Raw genomic sequence first — 21,399 nt, 5'->3', positions numbered from 1 at the left:
GCGAAGCTTCGGCTTTGGCGCCGGATGAGGGGTATCGCTCCGCGGAAAGACTTTCCCTGCAGAGGCAACCCCTCACCCAAACGAGTTTGCCGCATGGCTCTCGCAGCCCTCTCCCACAAGGGAAGAGGGCACTTCGACTGGCAGCGGCGCATAAGAATCCGGAGAGGAAACCAGAAAAATGTCCGCCCGATACGAAGAGCTCAAATCCCTCAAGAACCTCGGCCAGAAATACGCCTATAGCGATCGCGAGGTGATGCTCTACGCCTACGGCATCGGGCTCGGCGCTGACCCCATGGACGAGAACGAGCTCGCCTTCGTCAACGAGGGCACGTTTACGCCGCGACCGCTGAAGGTGGTGCCGACTTTTGCCTCCGTCGCGGCGTGGGGCTCGGGGCCGGGCGAGATGAACCTCAACCGCGTCATGGTGGTCGACGGCGAGCGCGACATCACCTTCCACCAGCCGCTGCCGGTGGCCGCCAACATCACCGCCGATTCCTCCGTGCTCGAGGTCTACGACAAGGGCAAGGACAAGGGCGTCGTGATCGTGCACCAGACCGTGCTGAAGAACGGGAAGGGCGAGAAGTTGGCAACGCTGGTCGCCTCGCGCTTCGCCCGCGGCGATGGCGGCTTCGGCGGGCCGAACCTGACCCAGCCCGATCCGCACAAGATCCCATCGCGCGAGCCTGACAAGACCATCGACATCACGACCCGCCCCGACCAGGCCCTGGTCTACCGCCTCTGCGGCGACCGCAACCCGCTGCACTCGGATCCCGAGTTCGCCAAGAAGGCCGGCTTCCCGCGCCCGATCCTGCACGGCATGTGCACTTACGGCATCACCTGCCGCGGCGTGCTCCAGACCTATGCCGACTACGACGCCAGCGCCTTCCGCCAGCACGTCGCTCGGTTCTCCTCGCCGGTCTATCCCGGCGAGACCGTGACCATGGACCTTTGGAAGGACGGCAACACGATCTCGTTCGAAGCCAAGGTGAAGGCGAGGGGCGTCACGGTGATCAAGAACGGCAGGACGGTGCTGGGCTAGGACTCTCTCGTGCCCCGGACGCAGCGCAGCGCTTCTTCAGCGGTGCGCTGCAGAGCCGGGGGCCCAGAGTACCAGGCGAAGAAAGAGCCGGGACCCGAAAGAAGCAAACAGGGAGACGCCACCATGGGACTACTCGACGGCAAGGTTGCGCTGATCACCGGCGCGGGCGGCGGGCTCGGTGAGGCCTACGCAAAGCTGTTCGCGCGGGAAGGGGCCTCGGTCGTCGTCAACGACCTCGGCGGGCCCCGTGACGGCTCCGGCGCCGACACCTCCATGGCGCAGCAAGTCGTGGATGCGATCAAGGCCGAGGGCGGCAAGGCGGTCGCCAACGGCGCCGACATCTCCACCATGGAGGGCGGCCAGTCCGTCTTCGACGACGCCATCAAGCATTTCGGCCGTGCCGACATCCTGGTCAACAATGCCGGCATTTTGCGCGACCAGACCTTTCACAAGGCGTCCGAATCCGACTGGGACAAGGTCATCAAGGTCCACCTGAAGGGCACCTTTTGTTGCACCATGCCGGTGTTTCGCTGGATGCGGGAAAACGGCGGCGGCGTGATCGTCAACACCTCCTCGACCTCAGGCCTGATCGGCAATTTCGGCCAGACCAATTACGGCGCGGCCAAGGGCGGCATCTGGGGCCTGTCCAACGTGCTGGCGATCGAGGGCCGCAAATACAACATCCGGATCTGGACGCTCGCTCCGGGCGCGCTGACCCGCATGACCGCAGACCTGCCCCGCTATAAGGAGAACCCGGGGGCGGCGCTGGGGCCGGACGGCATCGCGCCGGCCGTGCTATACATGGTCAGCGACTTGTCGGGCGACCAGACCGGCAAGGTGCTGGGCGTGTCCGGGCCCCGCGGCGTGCGCGAGATGCGGATGATGGAGATGGAAGGCTGGAAACCGCCGCACACGGGCTGGAAGGCCCAGGACATCGCCGATCATGCTAAGGAGATCTTCTTCTCCGAGGAGCAGATCAAGATGGGCGCGCGACGGTTTTAGCCGTTGTTGTCGTTCCGGGGCGCTTCGATGAAGCGAACCCGGAACCTCGAGATTCTCAGGTGCGCAATTGCGCACCAGAGTTCCGTTCTGCGAGCCGCCCCGGAATGACGAACAAGGGATAATGGACTGATGAAACTCACCGCCGACGCCAAGGGCACTTTCGCAATCGCGCCGACGCCATTCCACGACGACGGCCGCATCGACGAGCGCTCGATCGACCGCCTGACCGATTTTTACGAAGAGGTCGGCTGCGACGGCGTGACGGTGCTGGGCATCCTCGGCGAGGCCCCCAAGCTCGATGCCGCCGAGGCCGAGCAGGTGGCGGTGCGCTTCGTCAAGCGCGCGAAGAAAATGCAGGTGATCGTCGGCGTCTCCGCGCCGGGCTTTGCCACCATGCGCTCGCTGGCGAAGGCCTCGATGGACGCGGGCGCGGCCGGCGTCATGATCGCGCCGCCTCCGTCCTTGCGCACCGACGACCAGATCGTCACCTATTTCAAGCAGGCGGCCGAGGCGATCGGCCCGGATGTGCCCTGGGTCCTGCAGGACTATCCGCTGACGCTCTCGGTGGTGTTCACGCCGGCCGTGATCCGCAAGATCGTCATGGACAATCCGAACTGCGTGATGCTCAAGCACGAGGACTGGCCGGGCCTGGAGAAGATCACGACCCTGCGCGGCTTCCAGAAGGACTGCTCGCTCCGTCCGCTCTCGATCCTCTGCGGCAATGGCGGCACCTTCCTGGACTTCGAGATGGAGCGCGGCGCCGACGGCGCCATGACCGGTTACGCCTTCCCGGAGCTTCTGATCGACGTCGTGAATCTCTCCAAGGCCGGCAAGCGCGATGCCGCGCATGATCTGTTCGACGCGCATCTGCCGCTGATCCGCTATGAGCAGCAGCCCGGTGTCGGCCTGACCATCCGCAAATACGTGCTGCAGAAGCGCGGCATCATCGCCTCCAGCGCGCAGCGCAAGCCGGGCGCGACGATCACGGCGACAGCGAAGGCGGAGGTCGAGTACCTCTTGTCGCGTGTTGCCCGGGTCGACAAGCGCGCCAATCTCGGCCCGCAATCCAGCGCCGCGGGTTAGTTGCATGGCCGAAGCATCAGCATCACGCCCGGCCTCGACGATCCTCCTGCTGCGCGACGGCGAGAAGGACATCGAAATCTTCATGATGGTCCGCCATCATCAGATCGAGTTCAACTCGGGCGCGCTGGTGTTTCCCGGCGGCAGCGTCGATGCCGGCGACAAGGAGATCGTCGCCCGTGCCGACCTTTATTCCGGCGGTGAAGGTCTCAGCGAAGCGGACCGCGGTTTTCGCATCGCCGCGATCCGCGAGACGTTCGAGGAGAGCGGCATTCTGCTGGCGCGCGCGAAAGACACGGGCGCGCCTGTCGATGCCCGGCGTGCCGGCGAGATCGCCGATGCGCATCGCGTCGCGCTCAACGAGCACAAGGTCAGCTTCCTCAGTATATTGGCTGACAACAACCTCCAACTGGCGCTCGACACGCTGGTGCCTTACGCGCACTGGATCACGCCGGAGGGCATGCCAAAGCGTTTCGACACCTGGTTCTTCCTCGCCGCCGCGCCGCCCGACCAGCTCGGAGCCCATGACGGTAGGGAGTCCACCGACTCGATCTGGCTGTCAGCGCGCGAGGCGGTGGAGGGCGGCGAGAGCGGCCGCTTCAAGCTGCCGTTCCCGACCACGCGCAATCTGATCCGGCTCGCCAAGCAGCCGAACGTGAGCGCTGCACTCGACCATGCCCGCGGCATGTCGATCGTTACGGTAATGCCGGTCATGACCAAGACCGAAACCGGCCGCCAGCTCCACATCCCCCGCGAGGCCGGCTATGACGGTGAGGTGTTCGAGGTCGGGGCGGTCGGCTAATACACTTCGACAAGCAACGAAGTATTTTCGCCTGCGGGCGCGCTAGGTTCCGTCCATCGTGGAATGGACGGGACGCACCGAATGGACAACCGGCAGGACACCAACATCGCGGTCGAGCTAGCGCTCCTACTCGCGCTCGCAACGCTCTGGGGCGGCTCCTACACCTTCATCAAGCTCGGCGTTGCCACCATCCCACCGATCACGCTGATCGCGGCGCGAACCACGATCGCGGGCCTGCTGCTCGTCCTCGTCATGTGGGCGCGCGGCATCAAGATGCCCGCGGATGCCGCGACCTGGCGGCGCTTCGGCTTCCAGGCCGTGCTCAACAGCGTCATCCCCTGGACGCTGATCGCCTGGGGCGAGCGCCATGTCGACGCCGCGCTCGCCACCATCCTCAACTCGGCCGGACCGATCTTCACCTTCCTGCTCACGGCCGTCGTCACCCGCCACGAGGCGACGAGCCCGCGGAAACTGTTCGGCGTGGTCGCCGGAATGGCCGGGATCCTGCTGATCGTCGGCGTCGACGCCTTTCACGACATCGGCGGCGGCCTCATTGCGGAGGCCGCCATCGTCGCCGCCACCATCTGCTACGCCTGCGCCGCGATCTTCGGCCGCAGCTTCAAGGGCCTCGATCCGATGGCGCCGGCCGCCGGCTCGCTGCTGGCCGGGGCCGCGGTCCTGCTTCCGGCCTCGCTCGCGGTCGAGCAGCCCTGGACGCTGTCGCCGTCGCTGAGCTCCGTGCTGGCGTTGCTTGCGCTCGCATTGTTCTCGACCGCCGCGGCCTTCGTGATCTACTTCCGCCTGATCCAGACCCTGGGCTCGGTCGGCACCACCGCGCAGGCCTATCTCCGGGTGCCCATCGGCGTCGCCATCAGCGTCGCCTTCCTCGGCGAGAGCCTGAGTCGGACCGCCTGGATGGGGCTGGCCTGCGTGGTCCTCGGCGTCGCCGCCATGACCATTCCGGCCCGGCGGCTGGCGAGCGTCAAACCGTCATAGGCCGGGGGAAGAGGGCTCCGGGACCGCGATATTTGGGATAAACGGCGTCCGGAGGCATGTTCCCCCCGGGCGGCAATACGTCGTATATTGGACCCCCAGTAGCCCGGTCCTCTCATCACCAATGTCCGCCGAATTGACGCCGATCCCTGAGAAAAAGCGTACCTTCTCGCTCTCCATCGGCCAGCTCACCTTCGGCAGCTTCCTGCTCGTGCTGGCGGTGATCATCGTCACCTCGACCGCGAGCGTGATCGCGATCCGGCACATCGACACGACCTTCGCCGAGCTGCAGCGGCTCCAGAGCGTCGGCGACCTCGCCGAGGACATCGACCGCCGCATGAACGAATTGCGCCTCGCCGCGCGCGACTTCGTCACCGATCCCGGCGCCGGCATCCAGTTCAAGCAGGTGGGTGAGGCGGCCTCGACCCTCAGCGAGATCCTGAAGAAGACCCGCATCGAGCTCGCGCCCGAGCAGCAGGACATGATCGACGGCGTCACCGAACGCCTCGCGACCTACCGGACCGGCCTCGAGCGGATCTCGACCCTGATCGACCGCCGCGCCCAGCTGCTCGCCGGCCTGCCGCCGCTGCGCGACCGGTTCGATGTCGCCGTCTCCGGCACGGCCGACCGTGAGCTCGCCTCGCGCCTGTCGGAGGCGCAGAGCCGCATCGCGCTCGGGTTGCTTGCCCGCAACCCGTCCGCGGCGGAGCAGGCCGCCCAGAGCATGCGGGCACTGAACATCGCCGATGCCGGGCTGAGCTCGGCGGTGAACGATTATGCCGAGGCCATCATGGCCGTGGCCGTGCGCGAGCGGCAGATTGCCGACATCGACCGCGAGGTGCTGGGAACCGAGGGCCGGCTGATCGGCCGCGTCACCGAATTGCTGCGCGAGGTCAGCGACCGGCGCGGCCACGTGCTGTCGCGCGACTTCGCCCGGACGCTGACGGAGGCGCGCTGGCAGAGCATCGTGCTCGGCACCATAGGCGTCCTGATCGGCATCGGGGCTGCCTTGTTCGTTGTGCGCAGGACGGTCCGTCCGCTCGCCCAGATCGCACGCTCGATCCGCGCGCTCGCCGCCGGCCGCAAGGACACTTCCATTCCGTCCGCCGACCTCGACAACGAGATCGGCGACATCGCGCGTGCCGCCGAAGTGTTCCGCCGCGCGCTGGAGGAGGCCGACACGGCACGCGAGGCGGCGGTGCGCGCGCTGACCGAGCAGCGCCTCGCCGAAGAGAGCTACCGCAAACTGTTCGAGGGCTCGATCGACGGCATCTACGTGACGACGCCGGCCGGCGATCTGCTCAACGCCAATCCCGCGCTGGCGCGGATGATGGGCTACGACAGCCCGCAGCAACTCATCGCCAGCATCAGCGACATCGCCCATACCATCTACGTCCATCCCGAGGCGCGCGTCGAATACCAGCGGCTGATGGCGCGCGACGGCATGGTGCGGGAGTTCGAGTATCAGGTGCGCCAGCGCAGCGGCGACATCCTGTGGCTCTCCGACAGCGCCACCGGCGTGCGGGACGAAGCGGGCCACATTGTCCGCTACGAGGGCACGCTACGCGACATCACCGACCAGAAGCGGGCGGAAGACGCCATTGCCGAAGGCCGGCGCCTGCTGCAGCAGGTCATCGACACCGTGCCGGCGGTGATCAACGTCAAGGATCGCGACCTTCGCTATGTGCTGATGAACCGCTACATGGCGGGCATCTTCGGCATCGAGCCCGGCGACGCGCTCGGCCGCACCACGGCGGACCTGATGTCGCGCTATGGCGCGGCCAAGACCGACGAGAACGACAAGCGCGTGCTCAGCATCCGCAAGGGGCTCGGCTTCTACGAGGAGGAGTACAAGGACGCCTCCGGCAACATGCGGCAATGGCTGGTCAACAAGCTGCCGCTGCTCGACGCCGAGGGCGAGATCGAACGGATCGTCACCGTCGCGCTCGACATCGGCGAGCGCAAGCGCGGCGAGCAGGAGATGCGCAAGGCCAAGGAAGCCGCCGAGACGGCGCTGCGCAATCTGCGCCAGACGCAGGCCTCGCTGATCGAGGCCGAGAAGCTCGCCGCGCTCGGGCGCCTCGTTGCTGGCGTCGCGCACGAGGTCAACAATCCCGTCGGCATCAGCCTCACGGTCGCATCCGCGCTGGAGCGCAAGACCGCGATCTTCACCGCTGAGGTCGAGCGCGGCGAGCTCCGCCGCTCCACGCTCAACGATTTCCTCAGCACCAGCCGCGATGCGTCCTCGCAGCTCGTCTCCAACCTCAACCGCGCGGCCGAACTGATCCAGTCGTTCAAGCAGGTCGCGGCCGACCGCAACTATTCGGACCAGCGCACGTTCGATCTCGGCGACCTCACCGAGCAGGTGGTGATGAGCCTGCGGCCGGGCCTGCGCAAGCACAACCTCACGCTCAATGTCGAGTGCCAGCCTGATCTGACCATGAACAGCTATCCCGGCCCGTACGGCCAGGTGCTGACCAACCTGTTTCTCAACTCGGTGGCGCACGCCTTCCCGGACGGCCGGCCGGGGACCATCGACATCCAGGTGCGGGAGTCCGGCAAGGACAATGTCGAGATCATCTTCTCCGACAACGGCTGCGGCATGTCGCTCGACGTCCGCCGCCGCGCCTTCGATCCGTTCTTCACGACGCGGCGCGACCAGGGCGGCACAGGCCTCGGCCTGCACATCGTCTACAGCATCGTCACCAACCGGCTCGGCGGGCGGCTCGATCTCGATTCCGAACCGGGCAGTGGCACGCGCATCCAGATCATCCTGCCGCGCGTGGCGCCGCTCGAGCAGGCTGCGGAATAGCTTCTGTTGTCCAAGCATGATCTCCGCGCAAACGCGTTCCGCGTTTGTCGCGAGAGAAAACCGCAGCACAGTTTTCCGGATGATGCTCTAATCGGCCTCGGCGAGCTTGTGCAGCGTTGCGCCGAAAATCAGGCTGGCCTTGCCGACCAGTGCCGTGCCCGTCATCTCCGCACGGGTATCGGTATAGGTCCCGCTGACACCGATGCCGACCGGAGCGGGGCCGCCGAACAGCGGATTGTCGTCGCCCCGCGGCGAGGTGTGCCGTTGCACCAAGACCTCGCCTTTGAAGGTGGTGTCGTCCTTCACCACGTAGCTGCCGGTGTAATAGAGGTAGGCATCGCCGCCAAGAATCTTGCCGTCGCGAAAAAGAATCACGCCGCTGCCCTTGCCGACTCGACCATCGAGCAGGGTCACGTGAATCGAATAAAGGCCGTTCTTCATAACGTCCCGCAGTCGGCCGCCATCGCCCAATGGCGCAACCGGTCCGGCTTTTATGCCAAAGCGTGTCGCCTCGCGCAACGCGGCAGTTTCCCGGCCGGCCGCCGCCGCGAGCCGTATTTGTCCCGGCTTGTGCGTGACGCCCTCATGACGGCCTGATGATGGGGCGAGGCCGGTCGTTGCGAATCAGGTTTGGCCCGCGAAATGCATAACATTTGTTGCACTGGCCGCGGGGTGCTGGAGCAAGACGATGAGCAACTGGATCGATTCCGGCGGCGATGAGCCGCGTCTGTACAGTGCGCGTCCCACCAATTGCAAAAGCGAACGAGGGCGCTCCGGCAGCGCAACACGCTGGCGAAGCACGACAGCAAGGCTGGCTTGCGTTTTGGCCTTGATTGCGCTCGCCGCCCCCATCGGCCATGCGCGCAATCGCGGCCAGTTCGCCAATACCAATGCGGATTTGAAAGCCTGGTTCGACGGCCTGCGCAGCGGAAAGGGGCCGTGCTGCTCCGATGCCGACGGTTCGGCGCTCTCCGATACCGACTGGGACAGCAAGGACGGACACTATCGTGTCCGCCTCCCGCGCTATGCCTCCGGCCTCGAAGGGCAGCCGCAGGAGCTCGTCTGGGTCGACGTTCCCACGGAGGCCGTGATCTCCGAGCCGAACCGGGTGGGGCGCACCATGGTCTGGCCGATCTACGGCTATATGGGCGTCTCCATCCGCTGCTTCATGCCCGGCAGCATGACCTAGCCACGCCGCCGGCAACTCGTCGGGTCCGGCGCGCGGCGTCAGGTATATTTCTGGTCGCGCTCGAGCAGCTCGATGGAGATGCCTTCGGGGCCGCGGATGAAGCAGATGCGTACGCCGGGCCGGATCGTGGTCGGCTCGCGCGTGAAGGTGACGCCCTTGGCCTTGATCTCGGCCGCGACGGCATCGATGTCCTTCACCGTCAACCCGAAATGGTCGAGGCCCTGATGCGGGTGCGGAGGCGGCGGGTTGACCGCGCCGTCGCCCTCGAGCGGCGCGATGAAGATCCTGGCACCGCCAAGGTTCACGTCGATGCGTCCTGGCGCGCGTACGATCTCGCCACCGAGGATGTCCCGCAACCAGGCTGCGGTCGCCTCCGGATCGGGGCTGCGCAGATGGACGTGATCCCAAGTGACGACTGGCATTTCGATGCTCCCGATGGTCGTTCGCGATGTTGCAGCGCATGTTAGCGGCCGTGATCGGTGATCGCCACCGTCCTCGCCGATTCGCAACTGTGCGGGAACCTTAGGTCGTCTTCCCGATTTAAGTAAGCAGTGGCCTATTCCGTCGCTCGACGAGGTTCGGCCGCGATTGGTGATGCAACCATGAACGCCAGGTTCGATCGGATCGGATTGGGACGCTTTGCCGGGACCGGCGAGCGGCTGGCGCGGGCCGTCACGATCGCCAGCGTCTCATTTGGCCGCAGCCTGTTGTGGTTGCTGGCCGCCATCATCGTCGGCTGCGGCGTCTGGATGCTGCTGCCTCTGTCCAAAGGCAACAGCGCTGAGCAGGTGACGTCCGAGGTGGCCGCCGTCGAGACTGCGCCTTCGAGCGATCCTGCAGCGTCGGCATCCCCGGCGTTCGAAGCTCAGGTCCCGGCTCTGGCAGATCTTGGTCGTCTCAGGATCTCGTCCCAGACCTGGCGCCGCGGCGGTCTTGGCTCAAAAGCCCTGGTGACGTTCACGCTGCGAAACGACAATGACTATGCCGTAAAGGATGTCGAAATCGTCTGCGCCTTTGCGCGGCGGGATGGCAGCCATCTCACCGATCGCAATCGCGTGCTGGCAGATCAGGTCAGCATGAAGAGCCGCAAGACCTTTGCGCGGATTCCCGTCGGCTTCGTCAACGTGAATGCCGATCAGGCGAAATGCTCTCTGGTTGCGGCGCGCCGCGCGTAGAGGCGGCATGTTCCGGTAGCGGAAAAGTTACCCTCCGCGGCACTCCGCGACCCCTTGGCCAAAAAACCTCGCGTCGCCATTTGAACCGAACGGCTGGGCCAGGAACCAATTAAGAGATCGCCTGTTGAGGGCGGAGAGCCCACGCGGGGATGCGGGGGGGCGGAGCGCGGCCAATGCCCATCTTTCGATATTTCGTCTTTGTCGGTGGAGCTTTGCTCGCACTGCTGTTCGCAGCGAACTTCGCTCTGCCATCGCAGCCGGTCGCCCAGGCCGTCACCACGGTCAGCAATGATCAGCCGCTGATCCGGATCCGCTCCGACCGCCATCTGCCCGAGCGTGTCGTGCTCGACACCACCCAGCCCACGATCGTCCCGCCTGCAGTGAAGACCGCGGCCGTCGTCGCGCCTCAGCCCGCCGATATCGCCTCGGCGGCTGCGCTCGCCGAGATGTCGGCCAAGGCGCGGGTGCGCGAGACCTTCGCCCAGTTCACACCGGAACCGAAGGCCGACGCTGCCGCGGGGAAGAAGGACGCCAAGCGGCAGGTTCAGGCGCAAGCCCAGCCGCCGAAGCGCAAGACCGCCAGGGCGCATTCGGTGCCGCAACAGCAGGACCGGCCGATGATGGTGGCGCAGCGCCCGCAGTTCGGCTTCTTCGGCAACACCTGGTAGGAACGGCCGCGCCCCGCCTGGAAACAAGCGGGGAGGGCTTTTTATTGGTGAGCCTCTCTGCTAATTCCACCCCATCCGAACGCCCATCGGCGCGCTGGCTTGCCAGCCGTCCTGCGGTGTTTCTCGGTTCTGGTCAAACGAGGCCAGGGCGCTCGTAGCTCAGCTGGATAGAGCATCGGATTTCGATTCCGAGGGTCGGAGGTTCGAATCCTTCCGAGCGCGCCAGTCTTTCCCCGCGTTCCAGATCTGTTCCGAACCGGCGCTGGGCCGGGAGGGCCGCGTCAGTCAGCCCTGACGGAGATTGCCTTGCCGCCCGCGGGCGAGCGTGTCGGAGGGGGTCTCGTGGAACGTCGCGCGGTAGGCCGCGGCAAATTCACCGAGATGATGGAAGCCTTGGGCGCGCGCGCAGGTGGCGACGGTGGCGCCGCCACCCCTGAGAAGGCGGGCGCGGGTCGCCCACAGCCTCTTGAGGCGGATATACTGATGCAGGCTCATGCCCCGCACCTTGCTCACCGCGCCGCCGAGCGTCCGGATCGAGACGCCGAACTCGCCGGCGAGATCGGCGGTATAGATCGGTGCGGTCGGATGGGCCGCGACGTAATCGTCGATCCGCTGCACGAGCTTGATCGAACGCTCGCCCTGGAGCGAGGCAGCGCGATCCGGCGTCGAATTGTTCTGAAACAAATCGTCGAGCGCGAGCAGCAGGCCTTCCTGGAGATGGGCCGCCACCTCGGTGGTCCCAAACAGGAGAGGCTGCACTGAGGCGGTTCGCAGGATGTCGAGCAGGAGTTGCCGCGTGTGGAGCAGGGCAGGCCGGTTGGCACCATGGGCCCGCAAATCGTCGGCCCGATCGAACCAGCCCCGGTCCTTCAGCTCGGGAGAGAAGATGATCATTGCATAATGATTGGTTTGCGGCTCGACGAAATGGCATTCGTCGTTGCCGCAGAGCGTAACGAAGAAGCGCGCATCGAGGTCCAGGCCCTTGAGGTTGACCTGGAGGTCGTCGGTCATGGACAGGATCACCATCCCGCCCGGCACCCGATAGGCGGTGTCCAGGATGCGCGCGAACGATCTCATCATGATGATGCGGCACGCGGGCAGAGAGACGACGGCGCGGGCCGCCGCGAAGTTCGAGACGTCGAGCGGGATGCTTCTGGCATCCTCCATCGTCTCGACCGGCCGAAACGCATCGACATTGGCAAAGCCGATGAGCTGAAGCGCTGAGGATGGAACGAGGGCGTCGAACAACATGATCTGGCCGGCTGCTGAAATGTGACAATCAAATGAACGTCGATGCATCGCCATCAATGGCGAAACATCGCGTTCCAGTAAATCGAATTCCAGGCCGTAGTATTGCGGACATCATGCCATGATGCCTGTCTGATCAATGCCACCGTCAACGTTCTCGGCTCATCGGCTTTCCGGACGCGAGGTCGATGAAATGCAGCCGGGTGCAGGCGGGACAGGCAAAGGACGAAAAGCTCCGTCCCTCCTGGCTCTGCTGCTTCTCCAGATGCGTCTGCACGTTCATGCCCGTCTGCGGGCATCGAAAAACGATCAGCTCGACCATTCCCGTAGAATGACGGTGCGGGCGGTTTTCAGCTTTGATCTAGATCAGTTTTGGAATCGCTCCAGACGGGCGACGACCGTGCGAGACGTGATCTCGCAAAAGCGAAGGGGCCCCGAGGGCCCCTTCAGATGTTACCAGCGGCGATAGCCGCGATAGCCGTAATAACGTGGACCGTAATAGCGCGGCGCATAATACCGCGGGCCGTAATACGGCCGCGGACCGTAATACCCATAATAGTTCGGGCGCCACCAGCAGCGTCCCCAGGCATCGCAGACCATGCGGACCTGCTCGACGCCGGAGACCTGCGACGTCGCAGGCGCGGGCGCGATGGGCATGGCGGACGCCGCCGGCGACGCCGCCAGGGTACCCAACACGGCACCAGAGAGGGCTGCGGCAACGAGGCCGATCTTGAGAGTCATGATGTCTTCCTCCGCTTACTCAAGACAGGATATCGAAGTTGTTCTGATCAAATTGTGGCGGAGCCGAAATGTAATGCTGATGAACAGATCTTCAGCAATTCGCCCGGCGAGCCGGCGTAGGCCGCATCACCATGCCTAGACCTTGATCCTGCGCAATTCGCAACTCTGCCTCGGCTCATAGTGTTGTTGCGTGGCAGCAGCATGGTGCGTGCTGCCGGGCAAGGTGAACTGGATGCGAGTCATTCCAAATCTGTCGATCTCGCCGGAGAAAGTCTTCTTCGTCATCTCGAAATCGCGCCGGTCCGACGTCGAGGCGGCCGGAGGTGGCGTCATCCTGGAGTTCGGCGATGACGACATGAGCTATGGCCGCGGCGGGCGCGGCGACACCACCGACCGTGCGGAGCTCGCGGGCTTCATCCGCGATCTCAATGTCGACGAGCAGATCGACCTCGTGGCGCTGACCTGGCTTGGTCGCGGCGACGGCGATCTCTCCAATTGGCGCGAATTGCATACCCAGGCGGCGCAGGCCCACAACCACCGCACCGCTTCCTACCTGATCGGCACGCCAATGCTCGCCGATTACCTGGAGGAGGCGATGGCGCAGTTCGGCAAGTCCTTCGAGGAATTCGAAGAACATCTCTGATGCGGGACGGGGCGTCCGTAAGTTTCAAGGAGAGTTGCAATGGATAAAATGAGAATCGACAAGGGCGACTGGCTGGTGGTGTGCGACGGGCGCAAGGCGCTGATTCTGGAAAACCTCGGCGACGAGATGTTTCCGAACCTTCACACCAAGGAGGTGCACGAGCAGCCCAATCCCTCGACCAGTGCGCAGGGGACCGATGCGCCGGGGCGCCTGCATGCCGCGGCCGGCGGTGTCCGCAGCTCCGCCGAGCAGACCGATTGGCACGACGAGGCCGAGCGTACCTTCCTGCGAAACCTGGCCGGCCGGCTCGATGCCGCCGTCAGTTCCGGCGAGACCACGGCGCTGACCATGGTGGCCTCACCGCGCGCGCTCGGCATGATCCGCGCCGATTATTCGGACGTCGTGCGCAAGGCGATCCAGAATGAGGTCGGCAAGGATCTCGTCAAGCTGCCGGTCTACGAGATCGAGAAGCAATTGCTGCTGTCGGGCGCCGCCAAATAGGGGCGTCCTGACATTGGCCGGCGCCGGCGTCCCTCAGTAGCAGGGGTGCCGGCGGCGGTCCTGGCCGACATAGGCGGCCGCGCTCTGGTAGCAATGGTTGGTCGAGGGCCCGTCGTAAAAGGCGAATGTGCCGGGGGTGATGCCGGGGCCGTAATTGTGGATATAGCTGATCGGGTAGGGCAGCGGGTTGGCGTAGGCGCGGTAGTGCCGGTGATGGCCCCGCGCCTCGGCCAGGCCAGGGGCTAGAATGGCGGCCGACAGGGCAGCAATTGCGGCGACTAGCGTCAACTTGCTCATCTCGATTCTCCGGACCCGCACGAATAGATCAGTCATCTATAGCCATTTCAAACCGCCAGGGCACCCGTCCGGCCCCCCGAAATCGGGGCTGATCCCGCAGATTCCGGGGCCGGTGTGACAGAATTGCCGGGTATGGCGGTCAAGCCTGCCCATTTTTGGCCTTTTCGGGATGCTTAACGAATTCCCCACACAAGTATGACCAAAGACTATTCGGTTAAGAATCCTGTCGCCGGCCCTCGGGGCTCCTTCGAGGCCGGTACATTCCTGAAGGCTTTCGCCGTCACCTCGCCATGCGCATCACGCTCCTGAGCCTGCTGTTGCTCTGCCTCGCCGCCGCCACGCCGGCGCGGGCCGAGCTGCATATCACCCGCGACCACGGCGGCTATGTCGAGGAATACAAGGCCAAGTACAAGCGCGTCCGCGAGAAGGGCGAGCGCGTCATCATCGACGGCATCTGCAATTCGGCCTGCACGCTGGTGCTCGGTATCGTGCCGATGAACAAGATCTGCGTGACACCGCGCGCAAGCCTTGGCTTCCATCAGGCCTATTACGACAAGGCCTTCACCTTCGGCATCAAGGTGACCAGCTCCGAGGGGACGTCCGACCTGATGTCCTACTACCCCGACACGGTGAAGGACTGGATCCGTCGCAATGGCGGGCTCACCACCGACATGAAAAAGATTAAGAACGGCGTCGAGCTCTGGAAGATCATCGACCCCTGTCCGGAAGAGTGGTGAGCCGCTAGGCTGAGCCGCCACCGTCCGTCGCAGCGCAGCATCATCAGGACCAAATTCGCATTGCCGCATGGCCCCCGCTGGGGCAATGAGGGCGGCAATGAACCATAATCAAGAAGCCCTGACCGCCCGCGCCGCGCCGATCCTGTTCGTCCTGCTCTGGAGCACGGGCTTCATCGGCACCAAATACGTCGTCAACAACGCCGATCCCTTGACCTATCTCGCCATCCGCATGGCGATCGTGGTCGGCCTGATGGCGATCATCGCCGGCCTCGCACGGCCGAAATGGCCCGATCGCGCCGGCATTGCGCACAGCGCGGTCGCCGGCATCCTGGTCCATGGCTTTTATCTCGGCGGCACCGCGATCGCGATCGCGCATTCGATTCCCGCCGGGCTCTCCGCGCTGATCCCCGGCCTCCAACCGATCCTGACCTCGACGATTGCCAATCGCTGGCTCGGCGAGCGCGTGACGCCGGTGCAATGGGCCGGGCTCGTGCTCGGCCTCGGCGGCGTGGTGATGATCCTGCACAACCGTCCCATGACGGGGGAGGCCGGGCTGGGCTGGCTCGCCTCGGTGGTTTCGCTGATCAGCATCACACTCGGTACGCTCTATCAGCGCCGCTACTGCAACCAGATCGACTGGCGCGCCGGCAATCTGGTGCAATATGTCGCCGTCACCATCTTCTTCGCGATCGGGGCCTTCCTGTTCGAAGACCGCGTGGTGCACTGGACGCAGGAGTTCGTGCTCGCGCTCGCCTGGCTCGCGGTGGCGCTCTCGATCGGATCGATCGGGCTGCTCTATTGGCTGATCCGCCACGCGGCGGCGACCTCGGTCGCTAGCCTGTTCTATCTGGTGCCTGCCGTGACGGCGCTGATGGCCTACACGCTGTTCGGCGAGAAGCTCGATGCGCTGGCGATCGCCGGCATGGCGATGTGCGCCGCTGCGGTGTTCGTGGTCAACCGGCGCGTCTAGCGCGGTGAGGACAGGTCTCCGGACGCGCTCGCATCCGGAGACCCGGTCAGAGCGCCGCGATCAGCGCTTGCCCTTCTTGGCCTTCTTCTTTGTCTTTGGAGCTTTCTTGGCGGTCTTTTTGGCGGCCTTCTTTGCGGTGTTCTTGGCCGCCTTCTTCGCAGATTTCTTGGTGGCCTTTTTGGCGGCCTTCTTCGAACTCTTCTTCGGGGCCTTCTTGGCCTTCTTCTTGGAAGCCTTCTTCGGCGCTACTTTCTTCGCGACCTTCTTGGCGGCTTTCCTGACCTTCTTGACGGCGGTGACCGCCGCTTCCTTGGTCGCTTCCACGGCTGTGGTGATCGTCTCCATCGCCTGTTCGGTGATCGGCTTGTCGTCGTCCATGTCGTCCCCCACGGTTGTATGGAGCGATGACGATAGCGCGTTTCATATTTGTGTCAAAGCAACGCTCAACCTTTGCGGATCTTTGCGTAGGCGGCGAGCGCACGTTCGCGTCCTCTCGCGTGATCGATGATCGGGTGCGGATAGGTCTTGCCGAGCGGGATGCCTGCGCTCGCAAGCTCGATCGGCGTGGCCTGCCAAGGCTGATGGATCAGCTTGGCCGGCATCTCTTGCAGCTCCGGCACCCAGCGCCGGACATAGGTTCCATCCGGATCGAACTTCTCGCCCTGCAGCTGCGGATTGAATACGCGGAAATAGGGCGCGGCGTCGGCGCCGCAGCCAGCGACCCATTGCCAATTGGCGGGATTGCTGCCGGCATCCGCATCGACCAGCGTGTCCCAGAACCAGGCTTCGCCCTCGCGCCAGTCGATCAGGAGGTGCTTGACCAGGAAGGACGCCACCACCATCCGCACCCGGTTGTGCATCACCCCGGTGTGCCAGAGCTCGCGCAGGCCGGCATCGACGATCGGATAGCCGGTGCGGCCGCGCTGCCAGGCGGCGAGCGCCTTGGCGTCGCGTTTCCAGGGGAAGCCGTCGAAATTCGTCTGCAGGTTTTCGCTGGCGAGGTCGGGATGGTCGTGGAGGAGGTGGCGGCAGAACTCGCGCCAACCGAGCTCGCTCAGGAACTTTTCAATGCCGGGGCCGAGTGCCGGATCTTCGTCCGCGGCGAACTGCGCGGCATGCCAGACCTGGCGCGGGCTGAGCTCGCCGAACCTCAAATGCGGCGACAGGCCGGAGGTGCCTTCGCGATCCGGTCGATCGCGGTCGCCGACATAGCCGCGCACGGTATGCCCAAGGAAGTCGCGCAGGCGCGCCCGGGCGGACGCTTCGCCCGGTGTCCATGTCTCGCGCAGGCCGCCCGCCCAATCCGGCTTGGCCGGCTCGAGCTTCCAGCTCTCCAGCCTGTCGCTCGCAACCATCGCAGGCGGGCGAAGCTCCTTCGGTGCCGGCAAGGGCTTGGGTGGATCGCCGAGCGATAGCACGCGTCGCCAGAACGGCGTGAACACGCGCAAGCCGCGGCCCTCCTTGGTGCGGATGGCCGAGGGCGGGACGAGGAGATCGCCAGGGAAGCTCTGCGAGTCCACGCCGAGCCTTGCCAGTGCCGCCTCGAGCTGGCGCTCGACGGCCTGATGCGGCGCCTGCGCGATCCCATTCCAGTAGACGGAGCGGGCCCCGGTTTCGCGGACCAATTCCGGGATCATCCTGGCCGCCGGTCCCCGGCGCAGCACCAGCGATCCGCCGCGCGCAGCGATCGCTGCGCCGAGCGCCCGCAGCGACTGCGCCAGCCACCAGCGCGTTGCTCCGCCGGGTGGGCGCGCGACGCTGTCGTCGAGGACATAAAGGCAGACCACCGGCGCACCTGATGTCGCGGCGGCGTGCAGGGCGGGATGGTCGGACAAGCGAAGATCGTCGCGAAACCAGACGATGATGGGCGGCACGCTGGGCGGGGTCAGGAGTGTCCTCGTTTACGATTTGGAAGGCATGCCGGCCCCCGGCGGTATGAACCGTCGTTAATGGGACCGTAAGGGCGTTGCACGAATATGCAGGAATTACGGGGGTAATTCCATTCATGTCCAACGTTTTGACCGGGAAGTTGTTGCCGCAGTTCAAGCTCGGCACCAAGGCGGTTCTGTGCGCCGTGCTGCTGATCGCCGTGAACACGGCACTCGTGGTCGGCGCCGGCTATTGGTCGCTGACCTCCGCCTTCAACGATCGCGCATTGCGCGACATCGAGGTCAATCTGCGCACGCTGGCGCTGGCCTTCACCGAGATCGTTCCGGCCGCCAAGATCACGATGCGCGATGGCGCGGTGGTGCGTGCCGAAATCCCCGCGATGCCCAGCTTTACGGACCACGCCATCGTCGATCGCGCGGTGTCCTATGTCGGCGGCAATGCGACCCTGTTCGTGTACGATGATGCCAGCGGGCAGTTCGTCCGCCGCTCCACCAACGTGAAAAAGGAAAATGGCGACCGCGCCGTCGGCACCCAGCTGGCCGCCGACCATCCGGGGCAGGCGCCGCTGCGCCGGGGCGAGGCCTATAAGGGGCCGGCGACGCTGTTCGGCAAGACATTCATGACCGCCTATTTCCCGATCGCGGACGGGGCCGGCAAGGTCGTCGGCATTCTCTATGTCGGCATCCCCATGATCCAGTACGAAAGCATGCTGGCCCACGCCATCGAGAGCATGGCCGTGGCCGCCGGCCTTGCCGCGCTTCTGGTGCTGGTCCTGACCATGCTGGTCGTCCGCCGCGTCACCCGGCCGCTCACCTCGGTCACGCGCTCGCTCACGGCGCTTGCCAACGGCCAGAGCGACGTCGCGATCGAATGCGAGGATCGCGCCGACGAGATCGGCGAGATCGCCCGCACCGTCGCGGTGTTCAAGAGCAATTCGCTGGAGCGCGCGCGCATGCGTAGCGAGCAGGCGGCGGCCTCGGCCGCGGCGGTCGAGCAGCGCAAATCCGACCTGCGCAACTTCGTCGAGGAGTTCCGCGGCAGCGTCGGCGGCATCCTCGACAAGGTGCTGACCTCCTCCAGCGAATTCGAGCGCGCGGCGCGTCAGCTGACCGACGTCGCCCGCTCCACCGCCGATCTTTCGGCGCAGTCCGCCGGGGCTTCCGAAAATGCTTCCGAACACGTGCGTTCGGCCGCATCGGCCTCGGACGAGCTGTCTCAATCGATCTCCGAGATCGCCCGGCGCGTGCAGGAATCCAACCAGATTTCGGCCGAGGCGGTGCAACAGGCCGAGGCGACCGACCAGCGCATCGCGCAGCTGTCGGAGGCCGGCGCGCGGATCGGCGACGTCGTCAAGCTGATCACCTCGATCGCCGAGCAGACCAATCTGCTGGCGTTGAACGCCACCATCGAGGCCGCGCGCGCGGGCGATGCCGGCCGCGGCTTCGCGGTGGTGGCTCAGGAGGTCAAGACGCTGGCTGGCCAGACCGCCAAGGCGACTGACGAGATCTCGAACCAGATCGCCAGCATGCAGCTCGCGACCGAGGAATCGGTCGCCGCCATCAAGGCGATCAGCCAGACCATCGAGCGCATCAGCGGGATTGCCGGCTCGATCTCGGCTGCGGTCGAGCAGCAGAAAAGCGCAACCCACAACATCGCGGCGAGCGTTCGCGCGGCGGTCTCAGGCACGGCCGATGTCGCCGTCAACGTCCGCCATGCGGCCAAGGGCGCCAGCGAGACCGGCGAGACGTCGAGCCGGATGTTCGCCTCGGCCCAGGCGCTATCGGGCGAAAGCCTGCATCTGAAGGCAGAGGTCGACGGTTTCCTCGACCGCGTGCGGGCGGCGTAAGCCAGCGTTGTCATCCCGGGGCGGTGCGAAGCACCGAACTCTGGTGCGCAATTGCGCACCAGAGCATCCTGAGATTCCGGGCTCGGTCCTTCGGACCGCCCCGGAATGACTGTCGACTATTTCGGCTGCGGCACGATGCGGATGTAGGGCTTCGGCTCCTTCCAGCCCTGCGGATAGATCGTCTTGGCCTCGTCGTTGGAGACCGAGCCCGCGATGATGACGTCGTCACCCTGCGACCAGTCGGCCGGGGTGGCGACGCGATGCTTGGCGGTGAGCTGGAGCGAGTCGACGACGCGCAGGATTTCCTGGAAGTTCCGGCCCGTGGTCATCGGATAGACCAGCACCAGCTTGATCTTCTTGTCCGGCCCGATGATGAAGACGTTGCGGACGGTCTGGTTGTCGGCGGCAGTGCGGGTGAGGGGATCGCCCGAGATGGCGGCCGGCAGCATGCCGTAGAGCTTCGAGACGTTGTAATCGGTGTCGCCGATCATCGGAAAGTTCGGAGCTGCGCCCTGCGTCTCCTTGATGTCTTCCGACCATTTGGCATGGCGGTCGACCGGATCAACCGACAGGCCCATCAGCTTGACGCCGCGCTTGTCGAACTCCGGCTTCAGCTTGGCGAGGGCCCCGAGCTCGGTCGTGCAAACCGGCGTGAAGTCCTTGGGGTGCGAGAACAACAGCGCCCAGCTGTTGCCGATCCAGTCGTGGAACTTGATCTTCCCTTCGGTGGTCTCGGCTTCGAAGTCGGGTGCGGTGGCGCCGATCGGAAGTGTCATGATCTTACCTCATCGTATTGAATTAACTGGCGAATTCTCGCGGGTCGTCCTGCTCATTATAAGGGCCTTGCAGTGCCAAGTGAACGGCAACTGAACCCGCTCAAGTAAAATGTGAATTCCTTGCCTGAAGGCCCGATTTTCTAGCAACTTATTGTTACAGCGGCACCTGCGGCGAAACATCCCCACCCGGGGTCACACGGTCTCGCTCGCCCCGATTATGCCTTTTATGACTTCCATCACGCTCGCCCGGCGCGTCCTAGAACCAAAACGGTCCTGACAGCGACCAATTGGCAACCATCTAGAAAAGTCGCGATCCCCGTATCGAATCGTTAACCACCCCTTTACGCCGGCATGAAAATGCTGGCCGATCAGAAGAAGTCTGGAAGTGAACTATGTCTGCCGCTGCGCCTAAATCTGTCGAGTCGCCGTCTCTCGAACCGTCCTGCCGCGATACCGCGGCCCACGCACTCTCCATCGTGCGCGACGGCGTGATCACCGGCGAAGGCCCGACCACCAAGGGAAGGGTGCATTTCTCCCGTTCGCTGGATGCCGATGACACCGCTTGGTGCACGCGGATCCTGACCGCGACCGCCGTCAACGATCAGCCGGTCAGCTGCGCCGAGGCCGAGATCCTGTTCGAGATCAACGAGGCCGCGACCGAGCGCACCGATGCCGGCCGGTTCGACGATTTGCTCGCCAAGGCCGTCGCCCATTATGCCGCAAGCGCATCGGGCCTGAAGGTGCCGCCGCGCAGCGTCGCGCTGGCGGCCGACACCGAGATCGAGAGCTGGGCGCCGTCCTATGCCTCCAAGGTCAACAGCGAGATGCTGGAGTGGATCGCCGCCCAGATGCGCGGCAAGCGCCACAACAACCGTCGCCTCATGGCGATGGTGGCGACGTTCCTCGGCGCCACCGCGCTGCCTCTGGCCGGCCAATTGCCGAACGTGTTCGACATCGGGATGTAACGTCTCAGCGTCTCTGACGAGATCG

Annotated in this window: 24 protein-coding genes and 1 tRNA gene; 16 read left to right on the top strand and 9 right to left on the bottom strand. The window is 65.0% G+C overall.

The features are described 5' to 3' along the window. Positions 1-178: 178 nt before the first annotated feature. The 6 genes from XH83_RS21395 to XH83_RS21370 all read left to right on the top strand — a co-directional run bounded on the left by XH83_RS21395 (position 179) and on the right by XH83_RS21370 (position 7,728). Positions 179-1,039, top strand: coding sequence for a MaoC family dehydratase (locus tag XH83_RS21395; protein ID WP_194402751.1), 861 nt, complete (start codon positions 179-181; stop codon positions 1,037-1,039). A gap of 123 nt (positions 1,040-1,162) precedes the next feature. Further along, a complete protein-coding gene (locus XH83_RS21390; protein ID WP_194402750.1) occupies positions 1,163-2,041 on the top strand; it encodes an SDR family oxidoreductase in 879 nt (292 codons plus the stop codon). A gap of 129 nt (positions 2,042-2,170) precedes the next feature. Further along, positions 2,171-3,124: a dihydrodipicolinate synthase family protein gene (locus XH83_RS21385; RefSeq protein ID WP_194402749.1), complete on the top strand. Its 954-nt coding sequence runs from the start codon at positions 2,171-2,173 to the stop codon at positions 3,122-3,124. Positions 3,125-3,128: 4 nt separating this feature from the next. Then, positions 3,129-3,923: an NUDIX domain-containing protein gene (locus XH83_RS21380; RefSeq protein WP_194402748.1), complete on the top strand. Its 795-nt coding sequence runs from the start codon at positions 3,129-3,131 to the stop codon at positions 3,921-3,923. A gap of 81 nt (positions 3,924-4,004) precedes the next feature. Continuing rightward, the gene (locus XH83_RS21375; protein WP_194402747.1) at positions 4,005-4,919 is read left to right on the top strand and encodes a DMT family transporter; all 915 of its coding nucleotides are present in this window, start codon (positions 4,005-4,007) and stop codon (positions 4,917-4,919) included. A 121-nt stretch (positions 4,920-5,040) separates the two neighbouring features. Next, positions 5,041-7,728, top strand: coding sequence for a PAS domain S-box protein (locus XH83_RS21370; protein ID WP_194402746.1), 2,688 nt, complete (start codon positions 5,041-5,043; stop codon positions 7,726-7,728). An 87-nt stretch (positions 7,729-7,815) separates the two neighbouring features. Here XH83_RS21370 and XH83_RS21365 read toward each other — a convergent pair whose 3' ends face one another. Continuing rightward, positions 7,816-8,169 carry a GrlR family regulatory protein gene (locus XH83_RS21365; RefSeq protein WP_174719379.1) on the bottom strand — a complete coding sequence of 118 codons (354 nt, stop codon included), beginning with the start codon at positions 8,167-8,169 and terminating at the stop codon, positions 7,816-7,818. A 247-nt stretch (positions 8,170-8,416) separates the two neighbouring features. On the opposite strand from XH83_RS21365, the gene XH83_RS21360 reads away from it, so the two are divergent. After that, positions 8,417-8,917 carry a hypothetical protein gene (locus XH83_RS21360; protein ID WP_194402745.1) on the top strand — a complete coding sequence of 167 codons (501 nt, stop codon included), beginning with the start codon at positions 8,417-8,419 and terminating at the stop codon, positions 8,915-8,917. 38 nt (positions 8,918-8,955) lie between these two features. On the opposite strand, the gene XH83_RS21355 is transcribed toward XH83_RS21360, so the two are convergent. Continuing rightward, positions 8,956-9,339 carry a VOC family protein gene (locus tag XH83_RS21355; protein WP_194402744.1) on the bottom strand — a complete coding sequence of 128 codons (384 nt, stop codon included), beginning with the start codon at positions 9,337-9,339 and terminating at the stop codon, positions 8,956-8,958. 180 nt (positions 9,340-9,519) lie between these two features. Here XH83_RS21355 and XH83_RS21350 point away from each other — a divergent pair, with 180 nt between their 5' ends. The 3 genes from XH83_RS21350 (at position 9,520) to XH83_RS21340 (ending at position 10,985) form a co-directional block, all read left to right on the top strand. Next, positions 9,520-10,092: a hypothetical protein gene (locus tag XH83_RS21350; protein ID WP_194402743.1), complete on the top strand. Its 573-nt coding sequence runs from the start codon at positions 9,520-9,522 to the stop codon at positions 10,090-10,092. A gap of 173 nt (positions 10,093-10,265) precedes the next feature. Then, positions 10,266-10,760, top strand: coding sequence for a hypothetical protein (locus XH83_RS21345; RefSeq protein ID WP_194402742.1), 495 nt, complete (start codon positions 10,266-10,268; stop codon positions 10,758-10,760). 148 nt (positions 10,761-10,908) lie between these two features. Then, positions 10,909-10,985 (top strand) — tRNA-Arg (locus XH83_RS21340). Between the two features lie 60 nt (positions 10,986-11,045). On the opposite strand, the gene XH83_RS21335 is transcribed toward XH83_RS21340, so the two are convergent. The 3 genes from XH83_RS21335 to XH83_RS21330 form a co-directional block, all read right to left on the bottom strand. Continuing rightward, entirely contained in the window at positions 11,046-12,011 is a 966-nt protein-coding gene (locus tag XH83_RS21335) for an AraC family transcriptional regulator (RefSeq protein WP_194402741.1), read from the bottom strand. Positions 12,012-12,156: 145 nt separating this feature from the next. Next, on the bottom strand, positions 12,157-12,291 hold the full coding sequence (locus XH83_RS40235; RefSeq protein WP_256438969.1) for a hypothetical protein: 135 nt from the start codon (positions 12,289-12,291) through the stop codon (positions 12,157-12,159). A gap of 170 nt (positions 12,292-12,461) precedes the next feature. After that, on the bottom strand, positions 12,462-12,749 hold the full coding sequence (locus XH83_RS21330) for a hypothetical protein (protein WP_194402740.1): 288 nt from the start codon (positions 12,747-12,749) through the stop codon (positions 12,462-12,464). Between the two features lie 232 nt (positions 12,750-12,981). Here XH83_RS21330 and XH83_RS21325 point away from each other — a divergent pair, with 232 nt between their 5' ends. Both XH83_RS21325 and XH83_RS21320 read left to right on the top strand, forming a co-directional pair. After that, complete coding sequence (locus tag XH83_RS21325) at positions 12,982-13,392, top strand: DUF3775 domain-containing protein (protein ID WP_194402739.1); 411 nt, start codon at positions 12,982-12,984, stop codon at positions 13,390-13,392. Between the two features lie 39 nt (positions 13,393-13,431). Further along, positions 13,432-13,893, top strand: a complete 462-nt coding sequence (locus tag XH83_RS21320; RefSeq protein ID WP_194402738.1) for a host attachment protein — start codon at positions 13,432-13,434, stop codon at positions 13,891-13,893. A gap of 33 nt (positions 13,894-13,926) precedes the next feature. Here the strand turns inward: XH83_RS21320 and XH83_RS21315 are convergent, their stop codons facing one another. Beyond that, on the bottom strand, positions 13,927-14,190 hold the full coding sequence (locus XH83_RS21315; protein ID WP_194402737.1) for a hypothetical protein: 264 nt from the start codon (positions 14,188-14,190) through the stop codon (positions 13,927-13,929). A gap of 290 nt (positions 14,191-14,480) precedes the next feature. Between XH83_RS21315 and XH83_RS21310 the strand changes: the two genes are divergently transcribed. Next, entirely contained in the window at positions 14,481-14,927 is a 447-nt protein-coding gene (locus XH83_RS21310; RefSeq protein WP_011088070.1) for a hypothetical protein, read from the top strand. Positions 14,928-15,024: 97 nt separating this feature from the next. Next, complete coding sequence (locus XH83_RS21305) at positions 15,025-15,897, top strand: DMT family transporter (protein WP_194402736.1); 873 nt, start codon at positions 15,025-15,027, stop codon at positions 15,895-15,897. Between the two features lie 60 nt (positions 15,898-15,957). On the opposite strand, the gene XH83_RS21300 is transcribed toward XH83_RS21305, so the two are convergent. After that, positions 15,958-16,275, bottom strand: a complete 318-nt coding sequence (locus XH83_RS21300) for a histone (protein WP_194402735.1) — start codon at positions 16,273-16,275, stop codon at positions 15,958-15,960. A gap of 65 nt (positions 16,276-16,340) precedes the next feature. Beyond that, entirely contained in the window at positions 16,341-17,732 is a 1,392-nt protein-coding gene (locus XH83_RS21295; protein ID WP_246776287.1) for a deoxyribodipyrimidine photo-lyase, read from the bottom strand. Positions 17,733-17,902: 170 nt separating this feature from the next. Between XH83_RS21295 and XH83_RS21290 the strand changes: the two genes are divergently transcribed. Next, the gene (locus XH83_RS21290) at positions 17,903-19,633 is read left to right on the top strand and encodes a methyl-accepting chemotaxis protein (protein WP_194402734.1); all 1,731 of its coding nucleotides are present in this window, start codon (positions 17,903-17,905) and stop codon (positions 19,631-19,633) included. Positions 19,634-19,749: 116 nt separating this feature from the next. Here the strand turns inward: XH83_RS21290 and XH83_RS21285 are convergent, their stop codons facing one another. Then, entirely contained in the window at positions 19,750-20,409 is a 660-nt protein-coding gene (locus XH83_RS21285; protein ID WP_194402733.1) for a peroxiredoxin, read from the bottom strand. Between the two features lie 392 nt (positions 20,410-20,801). On the opposite strand from XH83_RS21285, the gene XH83_RS21280 reads away from it, so the two are divergent. Beyond that, the gene (locus XH83_RS21280) at positions 20,802-21,374 is read left to right on the top strand and encodes a hypothetical protein (protein WP_194402732.1); all 573 of its coding nucleotides are present in this window, start codon (positions 20,802-20,804) and stop codon (positions 21,372-21,374) included. The last annotated feature ends 25 nt before the right edge of the window (positions 21,375-21,399 follow it).

It is taken from the genome of Bradyrhizobium sp. CCBAU 53351 (genome assembly GCF_015291745.1).
Lineage (GTDB): Bacteria > Pseudomonadota > Alphaproteobacteria > Rhizobiales > Xanthobacteraceae > Bradyrhizobium.
This window is presented reverse-complemented; position numbering and strand designations above follow the sequence as displayed.

Bases quoted from the DNA above. Each gene is read 5' to 3' on its own strand.
- XH83_RS21315 (WP_194402737.1), bottom strand. From the start codon at position 14,190: ATGAGCAAGTTGACGCTAGTCGCCGCAATTGCTGCCCTGTCGGCCGCC.
- XH83_RS21310 (WP_011088070.1), top strand. From the start codon at position 14,481: ATGCGCATCACGCTCCTGAGCCTGCTGTTGCTCTGCCTCGCCGCCGCC.
- XH83_RS21305 (WP_194402736.1), top strand. From the start codon at position 15,025: ATGAACCATAATCAAGAAGCCCTGACCGCCCGCGCCGCGCCGATCCTG.
- XH83_RS21325 (WP_194402739.1), top strand. From the start codon at position 12,982: ATGCGAGTCATTCCAAATCTGTCGATCTCGCCGGAGAAAGTCTTCTTC.
- XH83_RS21355 (WP_194402744.1), bottom strand. From the start codon at position 9,339: ATGCCAGTCGTCACTTGGGATCACGTCCATCTGCGCAGCCCCGATCCG.
- XH83_RS21335 (WP_194402741.1), bottom strand. From the start codon at position 12,011: ATGTTGTTCGACGCCCTCGTTCCATCCTCAGCGCTTCAGCTCATCGGC.
- XH83_RS21360 (WP_194402745.1), top strand. From the start codon at position 8,417: ATGAGCAACTGGATCGATTCCGGCGGCGATGAGCCGCGTCTGTACAGT.
- XH83_RS21380 (WP_194402748.1), top strand. From the start codon at position 3,129: ATGGCCGAAGCATCAGCATCACGCCCGGCCTCGACGATCCTCCTGCTG.
- XH83_RS21345 (WP_194402742.1), top strand. From the start codon at position 10,266: ATGCCCATCTTTCGATATTTCGTCTTTGTCGGTGGAGCTTTGCTCGCA.
- XH83_RS21330 (WP_194402740.1), bottom strand. From the start codon at position 12,749: ATGACTCTCAAGATCGGCCTCGTTGCCGCAGCCCTCTCTGGTGCCGTG.
- XH83_RS21320 (WP_194402738.1), top strand. From the start codon at position 13,432: ATGGATAAAATGAGAATCGACAAGGGCGACTGGCTGGTGGTGTGCGAC.
- XH83_RS21365 (WP_174719379.1), bottom strand. From the start codon at position 8,169: ATGAAGAACGGCCTTTATTCGATTCACGTGACCCTGCTCGATGGTCGA.
- XH83_RS21290 (WP_194402734.1), top strand. From the start codon at position 17,903: ATGTCCAACGTTTTGACCGGGAAGTTGTTGCCGCAGTTCAAGCTCGGC.
- XH83_RS21385 (WP_194402749.1), top strand. From the start codon at position 2,171: ATGAAACTCACCGCCGACGCCAAGGGCACTTTCGCAATCGCGCCGACG.
- XH83_RS21300 (WP_194402735.1), bottom strand. From the start codon at position 16,275: ATGGACGACGACAAGCCGATCACCGAACAGGCGATGGAGACGATCACC.
- XH83_RS21280 (WP_194402732.1), top strand. From the start codon at position 20,802: ATGTCTGCCGCTGCGCCTAAATCTGTCGAGTCGCCGTCTCTCGAACCG.
- XH83_RS21375 (WP_194402747.1), top strand. From the start codon at position 4,005: ATGGACAACCGGCAGGACACCAACATCGCGGTCGAGCTAGCGCTCCTA.
- XH83_RS21370 (WP_194402746.1), top strand. From the start codon at position 5,041: ATGTCCGCCGAATTGACGCCGATCCCTGAGAAAAAGCGTACCTTCTCG.
- XH83_RS21390 (WP_194402750.1), top strand. From the start codon at position 1,163: ATGGGACTACTCGACGGCAAGGTTGCGCTGATCACCGGCGCGGGCGGC.
- XH83_RS21395 (WP_194402751.1), top strand. From the start codon at position 179: ATGTCCGCCCGATACGAAGAGCTCAAATCCCTCAAGAACCTCGGCCAG.
- XH83_RS40235 (WP_256438969.1), bottom strand. From the start codon at position 12,291: ATGAACGTGCAGACGCATCTGGAGAAGCAGCAGAGCCAGGAGGGACGG.
- XH83_RS21350 (WP_194402743.1), top strand. From the start codon at position 9,520: ATGAACGCCAGGTTCGATCGGATCGGATTGGGACGCTTTGCCGGGACC.
- XH83_RS21285 (WP_194402733.1), bottom strand. From the start codon at position 20,409: ATGACACTTCCGATCGGCGCCACCGCACCCGACTTCGAAGCCGAGACC.